At 58.2% G+C, this 1,693-nt stretch carries 4 protein-coding genes; 1 reads left to right on the top strand and 3 read right to left on the bottom strand.

Translation table 11 applies throughout. The features are described 5' to 3' along the window. Positions 1-222: hypothetical protein (locus AC1DYI_RS34805; protein ID WP_477208662.1), on the top strand; the 222-nt coding region annotated here is incomplete at its 5' end. Between the two features lie 122 nt (positions 223-344). Here AC1DYI_RS34805 and AC1DYI_RS34800 read toward each other — a convergent pair. The 3 genes from AC1DYI_RS34800 to AC1DYI_RS34790 all read right to left on the bottom strand — a co-directional run. Beyond that, positions 345-770 carry a hypothetical protein gene (locus tag AC1DYI_RS34800; protein ID WP_477208661.1) on the bottom strand — a complete coding sequence of 142 codons (426 nt, stop codon included), beginning with the start codon at positions 768-770 and terminating at the stop codon, positions 345-347. A 144-nt stretch (positions 771-914) separates the two neighbouring features. After that, complete coding sequence (locus tag AC1DYI_RS34795; protein ID WP_477208660.1) at positions 915-1,313, bottom strand: hypothetical protein; 399 nt, start codon at positions 1,311-1,313, stop codon at positions 915-917. A 192-nt stretch (positions 1,314-1,505) separates the two neighbouring features. Then, positions 1,506-1,693: hypothetical protein (locus AC1DYI_RS34790; RefSeq protein WP_477208659.1), on the bottom strand; the 188-nt coding region annotated here is incomplete at its 5' end.

The raw sequence follows: 1,693 nt of genomic DNA, 5'->3' as shown, positions 1-1,693 counted from the left end.
GCGAATCATGGACCGCTCAAAGGTTTGCAGAGCCTCTGGCGCTGCCTTGGCGGCATCAGGGTTTCCCGCCTTCCCCATGTTGTCGAGAATGACGCTTCGCTGAAAGTGGAGGGCGGCGCACTGCGCCAACTCATTCGTCGCGCGAGACTTGGCCTCTTCGGTGGTGAGAGCGTAACCGCTCTGGGCAAGAGTTCCAGCGAGCATGACAAGTGTTCGGAGTAGGGAAGTCATCAGCCGACGCATGAGTGGAGGGTGGGAAGTGTGGTATCCGGCAATGCAGGCCTAACGTTCGACGTAAGGGGCGGCCCGCTTGCGGGACGTCCCCTTGACGGAGGGGTTAGGCCTCACGGCTGTTCCGGGGGCCATTGAAGGCGAAGTGTGCCCGGCTTGTAAGTGAAGCTGAACCATACTCGAGGGTCTTGACCCGCTAAGTCTGCGGCGCCCGCCAACGGAACAAGAAGATCAAGATACAACCGCTCGTCTTCCGCTTTGAAGGACGGCACTACTGCGTAGCAGCAAGAATAGTAGAGAAGCTTGATATTGGCCGGTCTGGGACAGGCACCAGATGCCATGGCCACAGGAGGCATGGCGATCGTTTCGCTGCCAACGGAAAGGGTGAAACTTTGGATCTCGCATTCGAGAATATCGACCGTGACGGTAACGGGGACGATGCCTATGTTAGCCGTGGCTCGTGTAATGTTGCCGTGTGTCTGAATGCTCGCCCATGGCACCACTTCTGACTGCAATGCGAACACCGGGCTGGCCAGCATGGTGAAAGAGACCAACGAAAGCGTGCGAAGCATTTGAGGCCTAACGTTCGACGTAAGGGGCGGCCCGCTTGCGGGACGTCCCCTTGACGGAGGGGTTAGGCGTCACGGTAGAAACCGCTGTGACGCTGGGCGTGGAAGTGAGCTTCACAACAGATTGAGACTTGGGCGGCTAGCCACGAACCACAGGACTAGGGCCATGATGATGCAGGGCAGCTCAAGGGCGAACAACACAAGAGGAAGATCTGGACCTAGCTCGCCGCGCAGCGCGGATTGCCCGAACACGAGAAGCAAGACTGGTACCACCGACCCGACGAGTACAGCGGGCAATGAAAGAAGATTGAAAGCCTTGAGAGAGAACCAGAGAGCTGCCCCAAAGACAAGTGCCCCGACAAAGTAGATCGGCACGATGACCGGAGCATTGAGCAGGAAGCCGGCCCATACCGTGGTTATCGACTTTCCCCTCCCGGACACAAGGTAGTAGCTGAGCGCGAACGCCGGCACAGAAGATGCTGCGGCGACGAAGAGGGCCACGAGGAACTGCATCTTGACGCCTAACGTTCGACGTAAGGGGCGGCTTGCGCCCTGGCGCAAGACGTCCCCTTGACGGAGGGGTTAGGCCACGCGCTGACAGGTGCGCTCTTCTGGCGACGACCTTCTGTGATTGGAATAGCTGACGAGCGCATTGAAAGTGTGAAGGGCGTGACCAGGTGGCTTCTCTGCGCGGAGTGGAGCCACCTATGCCTTGTGGCCTAGCTTCAAGTAGGCCTTGATGATTTCGCTATCACCGTCGACAACTTCTCCGGATTCGAGTGTGAGTTTGATGGCCCTAACTGGGCAGACTGCTGCTGCAAAGAACAGGTCTTCAGTACTTCGGCCAAGAACCTGACCGTCTGCGCTTTCGAGCACTTGAACAGTCCATTGAC

The sequence above is a fragment of the Ideonella sp. P3_A4 genome (genome assembly GCF_056403075.1).
The sequence above is the reverse complement of the archived record's forward strand: the minus strand, read 5'-3'. Positions and strand labels throughout refer to the sequence as shown.

Bases quoted from the DNA above. Each gene is read 5' to 3' on its own strand.
- AC1DYI_RS34800 (WP_477208661.1), bottom strand. From the start codon at position 770: ATGCTGGCCAGCCCGGTGTTCGCATTGCAGTCAGAAGTGGTGCCATGG.
- AC1DYI_RS34795 (WP_477208660.1), bottom strand. From the start codon at position 1,313: ATGCAGTTCCTCGTGGCCCTCTTCGTCGCCGCAGCATCTTCTGTGCCG.